Annotated in this window: 14 protein-coding genes and 1 tRNA gene; 10 read left to right on the forward strand and 5 right to left on the reverse strand. The window is 61.3% G+C overall.

The features are described 5' to 3' along the window. Window positions 1-337 precede the first annotated feature (337 nt). From ribBA to P7F28_RS20150, 4 genes are read left to right on the forward strand one after another with little or no spacing between them, the layout of a single operon-like run. Window positions 338-1,501: a bifunctional 3,4-dihydroxy-2-butanone-4-phosphate synthase/GTP cyclohydrolase II gene (gene ribBA / locus P7F28_RS20135; RefSeq protein WP_277186353.1), complete on the forward strand. Its 1,164-nt coding sequence runs from the start codon at window positions 338-340 to the stop codon at window positions 1,499-1,501. Between the two features lie 36 nt (window positions 1,502-1,537). Beyond that, the gene (ribH, locus tag P7F28_RS20140) at window positions 1,538-2,047 is read left to right on the forward strand and encodes a 6,7-dimethyl-8-ribityllumazine synthase (RefSeq protein ID WP_277186354.1); all 510 of its coding nucleotides are present in this window, start codon (window positions 1,538-1,540) and stop codon (window positions 2,045-2,047) included. After that, window positions 2,044-2,478, forward strand: coding sequence for a transcription antitermination factor NusB (gene nusB / locus P7F28_RS20145; protein WP_277186355.1), 435 nt, complete (start codon window positions 2,044-2,046; stop codon window positions 2,476-2,478). The genes ribH and nusB overlap by 4 nt, the downstream gene beginning before the upstream one ends. Beyond that, window positions 2,478-3,665: a pyridoxal phosphate-dependent aminotransferase gene (locus P7F28_RS20150; protein WP_277186356.1), complete on the forward strand. Its 1,188-nt coding sequence runs from the start codon at window positions 2,478-2,480 to the stop codon at window positions 3,663-3,665. The genes nusB and P7F28_RS20150 overlap by 1 nt, the downstream gene beginning before the upstream one ends. A 49-nt stretch (window positions 3,666-3,714) precedes the next feature. Here P7F28_RS20150 and P7F28_RS20155 read toward each other — a convergent pair whose 3' ends face one another. Then, window positions 3,715-4,881, reverse strand: coding sequence for a transglycosylase SLT domain-containing protein (locus tag P7F28_RS20155; protein ID WP_277186357.1), 1,167 nt, complete (start codon window positions 4,879-4,881; stop codon window positions 3,715-3,717). Between the two features lie 576 nt (window positions 4,882-5,457). On the opposite strand from P7F28_RS20155, the gene P7F28_RS20160 reads away from it, so the two are divergent. From P7F28_RS20160 to P7F28_RS20170, 3 genes are read left to right on the forward strand one after another with little or no spacing between them, the layout of a single operon-like run. Further along, a complete protein-coding gene (locus P7F28_RS20160; RefSeq protein WP_277186358.1) occupies window positions 5,458-7,056 on the forward strand; it encodes a UbiD family decarboxylase in 1,599 nt (532 codons plus the stop codon). Next, entirely contained in the window at window positions 7,053-8,048 is a 996-nt protein-coding gene (locus tag P7F28_RS20165; RefSeq protein WP_277186359.1) for an asparaginase, read from the forward strand. Before P7F28_RS20160 ends, P7F28_RS20165 begins: the two co-directional genes overlap by 4 nt. 6 nt (window positions 8,049-8,054) lie before the next feature. After that, complete coding sequence (locus tag P7F28_RS20170) at window positions 8,055-8,723, forward strand: LysE family transporter (RefSeq protein ID WP_277186360.1); 669 nt, start codon at window positions 8,055-8,057, stop codon at window positions 8,721-8,723. Window positions 8,724-8,784: 61 nt separating this feature from the next. Here P7F28_RS20170 and P7F28_RS20175 read toward each other — a convergent pair whose 3' ends face one another. Next, window positions 8,785-9,093, reverse strand: a complete 309-nt coding sequence (locus P7F28_RS20175; RefSeq protein ID WP_277186361.1) for a hypothetical protein — start codon at window positions 9,091-9,093, stop codon at window positions 8,785-8,787. Window positions 9,094-10,291: 1,198 nt separating this feature from the next. On the opposite strand from P7F28_RS20175, the gene P7F28_RS20180 reads away from it, so the two are divergent. From P7F28_RS20180 to trmB, 3 genes are all read left to right on the forward strand, one after another. Beyond that, entirely contained in the window at window positions 10,292-10,852 is a 561-nt protein-coding gene (locus P7F28_RS20180) for a YggT family protein (RefSeq protein ID WP_277186362.1), read from the forward strand. A 44-nt stretch (window positions 10,853-10,896) separates the two neighbouring features. Then, window positions 10,897-10,971, forward strand: a tRNA-Gly gene (locus P7F28_RS20185). A gap of 65 nt (window positions 10,972-11,036) precedes the next feature. Continuing rightward, window positions 11,037-11,777 (forward strand): tRNA (guanosine(46)-N7)-methyltransferase TrmB, encoded by a 741-nt coding sequence (gene trmB / locus P7F28_RS20190; protein ID WP_277186363.1) that lies wholly within the window; start codon window positions 11,037-11,039, stop codon window positions 11,775-11,777. 64 nt (window positions 11,778-11,841) lie between these two features. On the opposite strand, the gene P7F28_RS20195 is transcribed toward trmB, so the two are convergent. From P7F28_RS20195 to P7F28_RS20205, 3 genes are all read right to left on the reverse strand, one after another. Next, window positions 11,842-12,675, reverse strand: coding sequence for an undecaprenyl-diphosphate phosphatase (locus tag P7F28_RS20195; RefSeq protein ID WP_277186364.1), 834 nt, complete (start codon window positions 12,673-12,675; stop codon window positions 11,842-11,844). 53 nt (window positions 12,676-12,728) lie between these two features. Beyond that, window positions 12,729-13,319: a DUF1439 domain-containing protein gene (locus P7F28_RS20200; RefSeq protein ID WP_277186365.1), complete on the reverse strand. Its 591-nt coding sequence runs from the start codon at window positions 13,317-13,319 to the stop codon at window positions 12,729-12,731. Window positions 13,320-13,406: 87 nt separating this feature from the next. Beyond that, a complete protein-coding gene (locus tag P7F28_RS20205; protein WP_277186366.1) occupies window positions 13,407-13,688 on the reverse strand; it encodes a YkgJ family cysteine cluster protein in 282 nt (93 codons plus the stop codon). Window positions 13,689-13,758 lie beyond the last annotated feature (70 nt).

Genomic DNA, 13,758 nt, shown 5'->3' on the forward strand with positions numbered 1-13,758 from the left:
CCGTCCTTGGTAATGATCTTTTCACTGCCATCGCGCACCTCATCGACGAGATCAGAAAGATTGGCGCTTGCGATCGAAACCGGAATAACGTCTTTAGCGGAGATGGCCACGGTCGGCTCCTGAAAGTTGAGAGTACTGATCATTGCACGATTCCCTATTCCTATGAAGTTACCGAGCAGCCAGTTTCCCGACTATTTCTCATCCGCACCATTCGTCCGGATGGCATAGGCAAACTGCACGACCGAAACAAAAATCCCGCCCGCCGATTTCACTGCCCGTCCATCTGCCGTGGCGTAAAATACGCGCTTTCCCAAACCGGACTGAACGGGACGCCATCATGTCGCTCGCCACCACGCAAGAAATCATCGCCGAGCTGAAGGCCGGCCGTATGGTGATCCTCGTCGATGAAGAAGATCGCGAAAACGAAGGCGATATCGTCATCGCCGCCGATTTCATCACGCCGGAAGCCATCAACTTCATGGCGATGCACGCGCGCGGCCTGATCTGCCTGACGCTGACGCAGGACCGCTGCCGCCAGCTCAATATCCCGCCGATGACGCATCGCAACGGCACGCAGTACGGCACCGCGTTCACAGTGAGCATCGAAGCAGCGGAAGGCGTGACGACGGGCATTTCCGCCGCCGATCGCGCCCGCACCGTGCAGGCGGCCGTCGCGGCGGATGCGCGCCCCGAGCACATCGTTCAGCCGGGCCACGTATTCCCGATTACCGCGCAACCGGGCGGCGTGCTGGTGCGCGCCGGCCACACCGAAGCCGGATGCGACCTGACCGCGATGGCTGGCCTCACGCCCGCCGCCGTGATCTGCGAAGTGATCCGCGACGACGGCGAAATGGCGCGCCTGCCCGATCTGATCGAGTTCGGCGCGAAGCACGGTCTCAAGATCGGCACCATCGCCGATCTGATTCACTACCGCAGCCGCACGGAATCGATCATCGAGAAGGTGTGCGAGCGGACCATGCAGACCGCGCACGGCCCGTTCCGCGCGGTCTTGTATCGCGATGAACCGAGCGGTTCGCCGCATATCGCGCTGGTACGCGGCACGCCGTCGCCGGATCGCGAGACGCCGGTGCGTGTGCACGAGCCGCTGTCGGTGCTGGATCTGCTGGAAATCGACTCGTCCACGCACTCGTGGACCATCGACGCCGCCATGAAGGAAATCGCCGCGCGCGATCTCGGCGCCATCGTCATGCTCAATTGCGGCGACACGAAAGAACATCTGATCGACGTGTTCCGCGCCTTCGATCAGAAGGTTAAGGCGGCGGAAATGCAGCGCCGTCCGATCGACTTCAAGACTTACGGCATCGGCGCGCAGATTCTGCGTGATCTGGGCGTCGGCAAGATGCAGGTGCTGGCCAATCCGCGCAAGCTCGGCAGCATGTCGGGCTACGGGCTCGAAGTGACCGGTTTCATCGCCATGCCCGGCTGTCCCGCCACTGCCGCTCCCGCCGATACCACCATCGCGCAATTGCGCTCGGCGTAAAACTAATAACCTATCTGAAACCAACGGACCTATTTCATGGAAATCGGACAATACCAGCCGAACCTCGACGGTGACGGCCTGCGCATCGGCATCGTGCAGTCGCGCTTCAACGAACCCGTGTGCAATGGCCTGGCCGATGCGTGCATCGAAGAGCTGGAGCGCCTCGGCGTGATCGGCGAGGACGTGCTGCTGGTGACCGTGCCCGGCGCGCTGGAAATCCCGCTGGCGCTGCAAAAGCTCGCCGAATCCGGCCAGTTCGACGCGCTGATCGCGCTCGGCGCAGTGGTACGCGGCGAGACGTATCACTTCGAACTCGTATCGAACGAAAACGGCGCGGGCATTTCGCGCATCGCGCTGGACTTCGGCATTCCGGTCGCCAACGCCGTGTTGACGACGGAAAACGACGAACAAGCCGTTGCACGCATGACGGAAAAAGGCCGCGACGCTGCGCGCGTGGCGGTGGAAATGGCAAATCTGTCGGTCGCGCTCGAACAACTGGGCGGCAACGATGAAGATGAAGACGAAGAAGACGAGGATCGTGCATGAAAAGCGCTCGCCGCCGTTCGCGTGAACTCGCGACGCAAGGGCTTTACCAGTGGTTGCTGTCGGGCGCGCCCGGCGGCGAGATCGACGCGCAGCTGCGCAATTCGCAAGGTTTCGACAAGGCCGACAAGGAGCATCTCGATGCCATCCTGCACGGCGTGATCAAGGAATCGGCCGATCTGTCGGCGGCGCTGCAACCGTGTCTCGATCGTCCGATCGAGCAGTTGTCGCCGGTCGAGCGCGCGGTGTTGCTGGTCGCAGCGTTCGAGTTCAAGCATCACATCGATGTGCCGTATCGCGTGGTCATCAACGAAGCGGTCGAACTGACGAAAACGTTCGGCGGCTCGGACGGCTATAAGTACGTCAACGGCGTGCTGGACAAGCTCGCCGTCGCCATGCGCCCGACCGAAGCGCAGGCGCGCGGGCGCGGCTGATGACGATCGGCCCGGAGATCCGTCTGGCGTCGCGCGTCGATGCCATCGAGCCGTTCTATGTGATGGAGCTGATGAAGCAGGCGCAGGCGCTCGAACGCGCGGGCCGCGACATCATCCATATGAGCATCGGCGAGCCGGATTTCACGGCGCCGCCGCCGGTCACGCGCGCCGCCGCCGATGCGCTTACACGCGGCGTCACGCAGTACACGAACGCGCTCGGCATCGCGGCGCTGCGCGAGGCGATCGCGCAGCATTATCGCGATGCGTTCGGACTGAATATCGATCCGGAGCGCATCGTGGTGACGGCGGGTGCGTCGGCGGCGCTGCTGCTGGCGTGCATGGCGCTGGTCGATCATGGCGACGAAGTGCTGATGCCCGACCCGTGCTATCCGTGCAACCGGCATTTCGTGTCGGCAGCGGATGGCAAGCCGGTGCTGATTCCGAGCGGTCCGGCCGAGCGGTTTCAACTCACCGCTGAACACGTCGAGGAACATTGGGGCGAGAAGACGCGCGGCGTGCTGCTGGCGTCGCCATCGAATCCTACGGGCACGTCGATCGAGCCGGACGAACTCAGGCGCATCGTGGAAACGGTGCGGGCGCGCGGCGGCTTTTCCATCGTCGATGAAATCTATCAAGGTCTGAGCTACGACGCGAAGCCAGTTTCCGCGCTGTCCTTCGGCGACGATGTGGTGACCGTCAACAGCTTCTCGAAGTACTTCAACATGACGGGCTGGCGACTCGGCTGGCTGGTCGTGCCGCCGTCGATGGTCAGCGCAGTCGAAAAGCTGTCGCAGAACCTGTTTATCTGCGCATCGGCGCTGGCGCAGCATGCGGCGCTGGCGTGTTTCGAGCCGGAAACCATCGCCATTTATGAGGCGCGGCGGCTGGAGTTCAAGCGGCGGCGCGACTACATCGTACCGGCGTTGCGTTCGCTCGGGTTCGGCGTGCCGGTCGTGCCGGACGGCGCGTTCTATGTCTATGCGGACGTTTCAGGCGTTCATCATCCGGCTGCGGGCGATAGCGAAGCCCTCACGCACGCCATGCTGAACGACGCGGGCGTCGTGCTCGTGCCGGGCGAGGATTTCGGCTTTCATGCGCCGCAGCGCTATATCCGCGTGTCGTACGCGACCGCGTATGAAAAGCTGGAAGAAGCGGTCAGGCGACTAGGCTCCTTATTCAGCAGATAAAAAAAGGGCACCCTCGGGTGCCCTTCTCTTTTGCATCACGTTCGACCAATCAAGCGCCGTATTCCGTCGATGCCACGTGCTTCGTTTCCGTCTGAGCGTTATCCGCCGAGCCATCCTGCGAGCCCGCGGCCTTCTTGTCACCGTCGATGGTGACATGCACGCGCTTGCTCGAATCCGCCGACGTCGATGCCAGCACTTGCTTGGGCGCAGCCTGAACCGGCGCTTGCGGCGCGTTGATCGGCACATTGCGGCCACGCGCGACATCGCGCAGGCGCGAACGCTCGGCCAGCACTTTCGCGCCGTAACCGCCGTCGTCCGCCGTGGTCGAGCCGACGTAGTAACGCAGACCGCCCGCCACCGAACCGCCCCGCGCGATGCAATCCTTCAGCACCAGCGCGCCGACCTTGATGTTCGCGAGCGGATCGAGCGCTGCATTAGAGCCGCCGAAATACTGGAACTTGTCGGAGTGAACCTTCGACATCACCTGCATGAGACCTTGCGCGCCGACGCCGCTTTCCGCGTACGGATTGAAGCCCGATTCGATCGCCATCACGGAGAGCAGCAGGAGCGGATCAAGACCGACTTCGCGGCCCGTATCGAAGGCAGCGCGTACGAGCGCGCTGACCGGCTCCTGAGCCACGCGATAACGCCGTGCGATGAACGTGGCGACAAGTTGCTGCTCACGCGTCGAAACCAGCACGCGATCGTCTCGCGCATCGGCGACGACGCGAAGCGACGGGATCGCGCTGGCGAGCATGCCGATCGATGGCATGGTGCGCGGATCGAGCCCGTTCGGCGATACGGCCAGGCTGAGGCCGCCGGTGAGTTGATGCGTGCTGCTGTCGTCGGTTGCGGCCGCGCCGAGCGAAGGCGTGGCGGGCGCGCGCTTAGAGGACATCTTGGCGGCGAGGCCCGTGGGTAACGCGGCATCGTCCGAAGCATTCGACTGACGATGCATGGCCGAGAACGGCGGCAACGGCTGGCCCGAAAGCAGGCGCGCCGGTCCGGCCTGAACGGCGGACGACACGAACGGCATGATTCGTGCGGCAAGCGTGGTGCGCCACGATGGCAGCAACCACAGGGCAAGTGCGGAAATGACTGCCGCACAGCCGATAAGACTGAGTAAATGGTGACTCAAACGGCGTCCACGACGAAGCGCGATGCGCACGATCTGCGCTGCGCGGGTGTCGGAACCCCACCAAACTGAAGCGTTCATCGAAGCTCCCAATGTTGCTTGATTAGCGCAGATGAATACGAATAAAGCCTATATTCGATGCGCAAATCAGACACCGCTCGCTTGAAGCAAGCGTAAGCGGCATCGGGGATACGGCATGAGCCGTCGGAAAGCCGAACCGGAGACCTGCACCCGGGTGCGCGGCACGAACTGCATGCCATACGTGCGCAAAAGGCTTCCCACGCGAAAAACCGGCGTCTGAAACGCCGGCCGTGACAACCAACAGCCATGTGTCGCCGGACAGGTTCGGCGCAGGCGACGCATGTGCGTCTTGAAAAGACCTGAGGCAGAGGTTAAAAGTTGCAAAACCTGCAATTGATTCGGAGCGATTCTAGGGAGGGTTTAATGATCCGTCAATGCTATAGATCGCCGTTTCAATTACTTACAGTTATAAAGAACGGGGTTTAGGCCCCTCAGGGCACGCCGGACGGGGCTTTTCCACCAGAATTCGCTGAATGTCATCAAACGTACAGATTCAATCGTATGTAAAATCGACAATCGTTTTGCGCGCAGCCACCCGGTCAATCCGGAAACCTCGAAATCCTCAACCGATCATCGATGAAATACAAAGACCTGCGCGATTTCACCTCCCGCCTCGAAGCGCTCGGTGAACTGCGCCGCATCCGGCAGCCTGTTTCCCCCGTTCTCGAAATCACCGAACTGTCGGATCGCGTGTTGCGCGCGGGCGGACCGGCCTTGCTGTTCGAAAAGCCGACCGGCAGTGAGATGCCCGTGCTCGCCAATTTGTTCGGCACGACGCGGCGCGTGGCGCTCGGCATGGGGATCGAAACGGACGCGCAGAGCGGTTCGGATCTCAGTCTCGGCAGCAATACCGCCGCGCTCAGTTCACTGCGCGATGTCGGCCGACTGCTGTCCGCGTTGAAGGAACCCGAGCCGCCCAAAGGCTTGAAAGACGCAGGCAAGCTGCTGTCGCTCGCCAAGGCCGTGTGGGATATGGCGCCGAAGTCGGTCAGTTCGCCGCCGTGCCAGGAAATCGTGTGGGAAGGCAAGGATGTCGATCTGGGCCGTCTTCCGATTCAAACCTGCTGGCCCGGCGATGCAGGTCCGCTGCTCACCTGGGGTCTCACGGTCACGCGCGGGCCGAACAAGCCGCGCCAGAATCTCGGCATTTACCGCCAGCAGTTGATCGGGCGTAACAAGCTCATCATGCGATGGCTCGCGCATCGCGGTGGCGCGCTCGATTTTCGCGAGTTCGCGCTCGCCAATCCGGGCAAACCGTATCCGGTCGCGGTCGTGCTCGGCGCAGACCCGGCGACGATTCTCGGCGCGGTGACGCCGGTGCCCGATTCTTTGTCGGAGTATCAGTTTGCGGGACTATTGCGCGGCTCGCGCACCGAACTCGCCAAGTGCATCACGCCGGGTGTCGATGGCTTACAGGTGCCCGCGCGCGCGGAAATCGTGCTCGAAGGGTTTATCTATCCGCAGGACGGCGCGCCGCCGCCCGCGCCCGAAGGCGCACCGCCGCGGCCATCGGCGGGTGCATCGGCGAAATATGAGCATGCGCTCGAAGGGCCGTATGGCGATCACACCGGCTATTACAACGAGCAGGAGTGGTTTCCGGTCTTCACCGTCGAGCGCATCACCATGCGGCGCGACGCCCTCTTCCATTCGACGTACACCGGCAAGCCGCCCGATGAACCTGCCGTGCTCGGCGTCGCGCTGAACGAAGTCTTCGTGCCGCTGCTGCAGAAGCAGTTCACCGAAATCACCGATTTCTATCTGCCGCCCGAAGGATGCAGCTATCGCATGGCGATCGTGCAGATGAAGAAGAGCTATCCCGGCCACGCCAAGCGCGTGATGTTCGGCGTGTGGAGCTTCCTGCGGCAGTTCATGTACACCAAGTTCATCATCGTGGTGGATGAAGACGTCAACGTGCGCGACTGGAAGGAGGTGATCTGGGCGATCACCACGCGCGTCGATCCCACGCGCGACACGGTGATGGTCGATAGCACGCCGATCGACTATCTCGACTTTGCATCGCCCGTGGCGGGTCTCGGCTCGAAGATGGGACTCGATGCCACCAACAAGTGGCCCGGCGAAACCACGCGCGAATGGGGCCGTCCGATCGTGATGGACGAAGCCGTCAAGCGCCGCGTCGATGCGCTGTGGACCGAAATCGGACTGGACAAGCCATGATTGCGGCGACGGTTTATCGCGGTGAGATGATTGAGAACACGCACGCGGCGCATGTCGCCGTGGTCGATGCGCACGGGCGCTTGCTGTATTCGTTTGGCGACCCGCATCGGCTGACATTGCCGCGTTCGGCGGCGAAGCCCGCGCAGGCGCTTGCGGTGATGGAAACCGGCGCGCTCGAACGCTTCGGTTTCGAAGATGCCGACTTAGCGATGATGTGCGCCTCGCACAGCAGCGAGCCGCGTCATATCGAACGCGTGCGCGCGATGCTCGCAAAGGCGCACGCGAACGAAAGCGATCTGCGCTGCGGCGGCCATCCGCCGATTTCGGATGCGGTTTATCGCGACTGGATCAAACGCGACTTCAAGCCGACCGCCGTATGCAGCAATTGCTCGGGCAAGCACGCCGGCATGCTCGCAGGCGCGCTGGCGATGCGCGAGCCGCTCGCCGGTTACCACTTGCCCGAACACGCGCTGCAGGCGCACGTGAAGCGCACGATGGCGCGCGTGCTCGACCTCGCGCCCGACGAAGTGCACTGGGCCATCGACGGCTGCAATCTTCCGACGCCCGCCTTCGCGCTCGATCGCCTCGCGCGCCTTTACGCCAACATCGCCGATGCGCCCGACGGCTCGCCGCTCGCGCGCATCTATCGCGCGATGACGTCGCATCCCGAACTCGTCGCGGGCGAAGGACGCTTCTGTACGCGGCTGATGCAGACCTTCGATGGCGCGCTCGTCGGCAAGACCGGCGCGGACGCGAGCTATGCGATCGGCGTGCGTCGTCCGGAAGGCGTGATCGGCATCGCGGTGAAGGTGGAGGACGGCAACACGATGATCGTCAACGCCGTCGTCATGCACGTGCTCGAACTGCTCGGCATCGGCACGCAAGAGCAACGCGGCGCGCTCGACGCCTTCCGTCATCCGCCGATGCGCAACACCATGAACGTGCCGACCGGCCGTATCGATATCGGCTTCGCGCTGAACCACTGCCAATAACACCGCATGCATTCGCTGTCTCTGCTGTCCGATGGGTTTTTCCTGTCGTTGTCGTTGTGTCTGGATATCGGCCTGGTCAATGTCGCCATCATTTCGATGGTGTTATCGCACGGCTTCAAACCGGGGCTGATTCTCGGTCTCGGAAGTTGCTTCGGCGATCTTTTCTATGCGGCGCTCGCGCTCGCGGGCATGACGGCGCTGCTGCAATTTCCGGCGGTGCAATGGATCGTGTGGATCGGCGGCGCGATCGTGCTGCTGTTTCTGACGTGGAAGATGGCGCGTGAAGCGCTGTATCCCGCGTCCGCGCCGCCCGTCGAAGGCGAAGCGGATACAAGCTTGCCGCGTCAAAGCCATCTCAAGAGCTTCGTGCGCGGGTGCTTGCTGGCGGTGTCATCGCCGAGTGCGATTTTGTGGTTTGCAGCCGTGGGCGGCGCGCTGATCGCGAAGGCCGGCGCGACGAGTCCGGTGAGCGCGTCGGTGTTTCTGATTGGCTTCTTTTGCGGCGGCTTGGGCTGGACGATCTTTATCTGCACGCTCGCCAGCCACGGACGCAAGCGCGCGGGCACGCAGTTGCTGCGCGCGTGTCACGTGATGTCGGCGGTGCTGTTCGCTTACTTTGCGTATAGCGTGATCGTGAATGGGTATCGCGAGTTGATTCTCCACGCGGCTTCCTGATCGCTCAAAAAAAAATGCGATGCAGTTCGTGCATCGCATTTTTTGTTCGATCTTGCTTCGATCAACGGTGCCAATATCCCGGCCCATGGCGGTAATACCCGTGATGCCGATAGTACGGATGCCCGTAGTATCCATACCCACCGTATCCACCGACAACCACAGCAGGCGGCGGCGCGTACACGACAGGCGGAGGCGGCGGCGCGTAATAGACGGGCGGCGGCGGCGCGACATAAACCGGCGCGGGCGGTGCCGCATAAACCGGATAAGACGGCACCCCGATGCCGATACCCACCGAAACGTGCGCCTGCGCCGCGCCGACCATACCGGCACCCAACGCAGCCGCAACGAACACATAGCTGATCTTTTTCACTTTCATTCTCCTCACCGGTTCCGTCCCGGATCATCCCGGCACACACGGTGGCATGAGAACAATCTAACGAAAAAGCACGTTCGCTGCAGCGACCATTTGTTGCAAATTGCAAGTTCCTTAACACGCGCGTGGGCGTGAAAGCATTGGAAAGGCTATGGCGCGCGTCATCGGCGCGATGAGGTATTTGAGCTCAATCTAAAACGTAACGCACATTTACAAATCGACGAAAAAGCCCCGCTAAAGATTCAATCCAGCGGGGCTTTGAAAACTTCGATTTAAACCTGTCGAGCTAAAAATCACCCGACTTTGATATAAGCGAATTCGCGCGTCACATTCGGCGGCACATATGCCGCGCCGATCACAATGCGTGGCGTAAGCCGCTTTTTCTGATCCCACCACCGTCGGCGCTGGGCCTGGCTCAAGAATCGCAGATGCTTTCGATAAGAAAAAATACTCATAGCGACCTCCGAACGTAGCGAGTGAAACCTGTGGAATCTGCAACCTTCCGTTAGAAACGTTTGCCTTAGTATTTCGCGCCCTGTTCGATCATCGATGTACGCAAAGAGACAAATCCGCCCGAGCGATGCGCGCGCATGTGGGCTTGGCCACATTCATTAGAGCGCCTCGCTAAAAACAATCCGCAATCGACGGACCGCCCCTGCGAATTTCGATTCCTTGCCGATTATTATTTGAGCTCGCCGTTACGCTATTCGTGTTCCTATCCTGCCAGTTTTGCGTGAATTGCGCCCTCCGCAACCGTCTCAAAATAGCAACGAGCGCCATTTTCCAACGCGCGCGTTTTGGTGTAGTACGCTTGCGCACGCCTTACACAACACTTTCACTGCGACGTCCGCCAAAGGCTCGCGCCCCGTGCGACAAGGGACCCAAGCGGGCGGCAAGCCGTGTTAAGGTGACGTCCGGCGCCCCATCCGCATGACGGATGGCGGGGAATCCAAGGCGCTTCAGACTAGAAAATCGCGCCGTACGCGCAGCGACGGCTTCGGCACGACACTTCAGATAAGAGAATCGACAATGATCCAGGTCCGCTTTCACGATTCGCGCCGCGTCGGCGCGGACATCCGCGAAAAACCCGCTCCGCGACGCCTGCGCTAACGCCGTCGCTTCTCCTACTATTCGTTTCGTTCCACCGATCCCGACGCGGCCCGCGCCGCGCACGCATTAGAAAAAAGGACCCGAGATGTTCGGCGAAGTCGCCCGTTTTCTGCTCAATACCCTCTTCACCCTGTTCGGCGCGGCGCTTCTGCTGCGCGCATGGATGCAAGTCGTGCGCATGCCGCCGTACAACCCGGTCTCGAATGCCGTGATGCAGGCCACCAATTGGATCGTGCTGCCGCTGCGCAAGATCCTGCCGGGCGGCAAGATCGACTGGGCGAGCATTCTGGCCGCGTATATCGCGGCGCTGATCTATGTCACGCTGATGGTCGTGCTGGCGGGCGTCGATCCGACCATCATGCTGCCCATGCTGTTTCTGGTCGCGCTGCTGACCGTCATCAAATGGGCGCTGAATCTGATTATCTGGATGACGATTCTGATGGCGCTGCTGTCGTGGCTCAATCCGCAATCGCCGGCCATGCCGCTGCTCTATCAGATCACTGCGCCGTTCCTCGAACCGCTGCGCCGGATTCTGCCGCGTTTGGGCGGCATCGATCTTTCGCCCATTTTGCTGTTCGTGATCGTGCAGGTGCTGCTGATGGTGGTCACGCGCGTGGCGGTGTCCATGACGCTGTTCGGTATCTGAAATTTGCGCCGGGGTACGCCTGGCGCTTACAATATCGGGCTAACGCGGGCGTCGTATAATGGCCATTACCGTAGCTTCCCAAGCTACAGACGTGGGTTCGATTCCCATCGCCCGCTCCAGAATCTCTTCGAATTTTCCAAAAAGGCCGCCTGTTTGGGCGGCTTTTTAGTTTCGACGCTCCGCCATGAATCACGATCCCTTATCTGATCCACAAGCTGACCCACACGCCGATCCGCAAGACGACGACGTCAATCCGCTGCGCCATCGCCGTATCCGCAGTTTCGTGACGCGGGCGGGACGCGTGTCGATCGGACAGCAACGCGCGCTCGATGAACTCGGTCCGCGCTTCGTCGTGCCGTATCGGCCGGAACTGGCGGATTGGTCCGCTTTGTTTGGCCGCGACGCGCCGCGCGTGCTGGAAATCGGCTTCGGCATGGGCGCGACGACGGCGGAAATCGCGGCCGCGCGTCCGGGCGATGACTTTATCGGCGTGGAAGTGCACGAGCCGGGCGTCGGCGCGCTGCTGAAGCTGATCGGCGAGCAGTCGCTGGGGAATATCCGCATCCTTCAGCATGACGCGGTGGAAGTGCTCGAACATATGATCGCGCCCGAGAGTCTGGACGGCGTGCACATCTACTTTCCCGATCCGTGGCACAAGGCGCGGCATCACAAGCGGCGTCTGATTCAGCCGAAGTTCGTCGCGCAACTGGTTTCGCGGATCAAGCCGGGCGGTTATATCCATCTGGCGACGGATTGGCAGAACTATGCCGAGCAGATGCTCGAAGTGCTATCGGCGGAACCGGCTTTGGAGAACACGGCGGATGGATACGCGCCGCGGCCGGATTATCGGCCGGTGACGAAGTTCGAGAAGCGCGGATTGCGCCTCGGACACGGTGTGTGGGATTTGATCTTTCGCCGCAAATAGCGTCGATCAAAGCAAAACGCCACGGATTTCCGTGGCGTTTTTGCATTTGAAGCACCAGAAGCGGTTAATCCGCCCAGCTCAGCCCGCCGCTGTATCCAACAATCAAAATCAGCAAACCAAAGCCGATCCGATACCACGCGAACGCCGAGAAATCGTGCGATGCGACGTATCGCAATAACCAGCGTATGCAGACGAACGCGCTGATAAACGCCGCCACGAGTCCGATGGCAAACAGCCCAAAATCGTTGACCGACAGCGTTTTCCAGTACTTCGCCATTTCGTAGAGCGTCGCGCCGAAGATGATCGGAATGGCGAGAAAGAACGAGAACTCGGTCGCCACGCGCCGTTCCAGCCCGAACAGCATCCCGCCGATGATCGTCGCGCCCGAGCGCGAGGTGCCGGGAATCAGCGCGAGACACTGCGCGAGGCCGACCTTCAACGCATCCGATGGCGTGAGATCATCCACCGACAACACACGCGGCGCGGCATTGCGATCACGCTGGCGCGCCTCCGCCCACAAAATGATGATGCCGCCGACGATCAGCGCCACCGACACCGGCACCGGCGAGAACAACACCGCCTTGATGTGCTTCTCCAGCAGCAGCCCGAGCACGACAGCCGGAATCGTCGCGATGATCACGTTGATGGTGAAGCGCCGCGCATCGGGCCGCGTCGGCAGCCCGGTCACCACCGACGCAATCTTCGCGCGATATTCCCAGCAGATCGCGAGAATCGCGCCGAACTGGATGACGACATCGAAGGTTTTGGATTGCGCGTCGGTGAAGTTGAGCAGACTCCCCGCCACAATCAGATGCCCCGTGCTGGAAACCGGCAAGAACTCGGTCAAGCCTTCCACGACGCCCAAAATGAGCGCCTTCACCATCAAGATCCAGTCCATCCGTCCGCCCTTTTTTGCGTTTTAACGTGGTCAGGGCATATCGCGTCGAGGTTTCAAGTACCTTTTTCGACGATCTGAACGCGTATGCCGTTTGTAAGGACTGTGATTGTACCGGGTTCGTAAGAAACTCCGGCGAACTGCAGCTCTTCGGGCTTGAATGTGTGGATCGGATAGCGGTCGAGCAATTGCGCGGCGAGCTGCGCGCCGACATTGGCGATCTGCTGGTTATAGGGCGCGGCGTCACCCGAGAACTGGGCGTTGTCGACGGTCGGCGAGACGAGGATCACCGAGCGGCTCTGCGCGTCGTAACCGAGTTGCGTGGAGAGCGTGAAAGCGCCGCTCACCGGATTCGGCATGAAGGGCGTGGCGAGACGCGCATCGACATGGACGGTGACGCGATTGCGATCGGGCGACATGCCGACGACTGGATTGCTCAAGACCACATCGAAGATTTGCGAGGCCGTGCGCTGGATCGGGAACTTGCGCGCGACCGCGTCCTGAACCTGCGATTGTGAAAACGTGTAGTGGTCCGGAATGAAGGGGAAGATTGAGGCGGCGTAACTCGTTGAAGCAATGCCGAACACGGACAGCGACAGCGCGTTGAGCAAAAACCGGCGCCGTGCGGGCGCGGTGCGATGGGTCATGCGAAATTCTCCGGAAAGACGATGATGCGCGTCATCAGCCGCGCAGTGTGCCGATTGGACCTGTTGGACCTGTTGGACCTGTAAAGGTCAATCCGGTTGCGTCTCCACCTCAAGCCTTCCGATCCACGCCAACGCGAACTCCCGCGTCGTCCCGCACATCTCCTCCGAAAACTGCAGACCGCTGCAACACTTCGGTCTGCGCGGATCGTTAAAAATCTTGCAGCGAAGATCATCGTCAAGCTGAATGCAGCGTTCGCCCGCGCGCTTGCCGTTCGGCATGCCGGGAATCGGACTAGAAATTGAAGGCGCGATGCAACACGCCGCGCATCCTTCGCGACAGGCATGAGGCAACGATGTTTCAGCGGACATGATCGACGTAACCGGAAGATAGACGCATATTGTCCCACGTCAGCGCTGCGGCGATATCACGCAAGTTCGG

Source organism: Caballeronia sp. BR00000012568055 (genome assembly GCF_029439455.1).
In the GTDB taxonomy this organism is placed as follows: Bacteria; Pseudomonadota; Gammaproteobacteria; order Burkholderiales; family Burkholderiaceae; genus Caballeronia.

What these genes read in the sequence shown, in the direction of transcription:
- ribBA (WP_277186353.1), top strand. Translation starts at nt 338, where the DNA reads ATGTCGCTCGCCACCACGCAAGAAATCATCGCCGAGCTGAAGGCCGGC.
- ribH (WP_277186354.1), top strand. Translation starts at nt 1,538, where the DNA reads ATGGAAATCGGACAATACCAGCCGAACCTCGACGGTGACGGCCTGCGC.
- nusB (WP_277186355.1), top strand. Translation starts at nt 2,044, where the DNA reads ATGAAAAGCGCTCGCCGCCGTTCGCGTGAACTCGCGACGCAAGGGCTT.
- P7F28_RS20150 (WP_277186356.1), top strand. Translation starts at nt 2,478, where the DNA reads ATGACGATCGGCCCGGAGATCCGTCTGGCGTCGCGCGTCGATGCCATC.
- P7F28_RS20155 (WP_277186357.1), bottom strand. Translation starts at nt 4,881, where the DNA reads ATGAACGCTTCAGTTTGGTGGGGTTCCGACACCCGCGCAGCGCAGATC.
- P7F28_RS20160 (WP_277186358.1), top strand. Translation starts at nt 5,458, where the DNA reads ATGAAATACAAAGACCTGCGCGATTTCACCTCCCGCCTCGAAGCGCTC.
- P7F28_RS20165 (WP_277186359.1), top strand. Translation starts at nt 7,053, where the DNA reads ATGATTGCGGCGACGGTTTATCGCGGTGAGATGATTGAGAACACGCAC.
- P7F28_RS20170 (WP_277186360.1), top strand. Translation starts at nt 8,055, where the DNA reads ATGCATTCGCTGTCTCTGCTGTCCGATGGGTTTTTCCTGTCGTTGTCG.
- P7F28_RS20180 (WP_277186362.1), top strand. Translation starts at nt 10,292, where the DNA reads ATGTTCGGCGAAGTCGCCCGTTTTCTGCTCAATACCCTCTTCACCCTG.
- trmB (WP_277186363.1), top strand. Translation starts at nt 11,037, where the DNA reads ATGAATCACGATCCCTTATCTGATCCACAAGCTGACCCACACGCCGAT.
- P7F28_RS20195 (WP_277186364.1), bottom strand. Translation starts at nt 12,675, where the DNA reads ATGGACTGGATCTTGATGGTGAAGGCGCTCATTTTGGGCGTCGTGGAA.
- P7F28_RS20200 (WP_277186365.1), bottom strand. Translation starts at nt 13,319, where the DNA reads ATGACCCATCGCACCGCGCCCGCACGGCGCCGGTTTTTGCTCAACGCG.
- P7F28_RS20205 (WP_277186366.1), bottom strand. Translation starts at nt 13,688, where the DNA reads ATGTCCGCTGAAACATCGTTGCCTCATGCCTGTCGCGAAGGATGCGCG.